Below are 427 nucleotides of genomic sequence, written 5' to 3' on the forward strand. Positions count from 1 at the left end.
GTACCCACACAAAACCAGCGTTTTGTAGATACATGGTCGTGCCTTTGGCAGTGGTTTGGGCATCACCGCCCAACGCCCCAAAGATACCCACGCCAATCACCGCAGGGACTAAAAACTGCATGACCGACACACCCAAATTACCCAAACCAGCGTTTAAGCCCATCGCTGTGCCTTGTTGCGATTTTGGATAAAAGAACGAAATATTGGACATACTAGAGGCAAAGTTCGCCCCACCAAACCCACACAGCAAAGCAATGATAACAAAAGTGGCAAAAGGGGTATTTGGGTCTTGTAATGCAAAGCCCATCCAAATGGTCGGAATCAAGAGTGATAAGGTCGCAAGGGTGGTGAGTTTACGTCCGCCAAAAATTGGCACAAGGAACGAATAAAAAATCCGCAACGTCGCTCCAGATAAGGCAGGTAAAGC

Annotated in this window: 1 pseudogene; it reads right to left on the reverse strand. The window is 48.0% G+C overall.

The window, feature by feature from the left end:
* Positions 1-427 (reverse strand): annotated as a pseudogene (locus tag QC029_RS31445) (nitrate/nitrite transporter); the annotation flags it as partial.

The organism is Streptomyces sp. DH37, assembly GCF_029813835.1.
Taxonomy (GTDB): domain Bacteria; phylum Actinomycetota; class Actinomycetes; order Streptomycetales; family Streptomycetaceae; genus Streptomyces.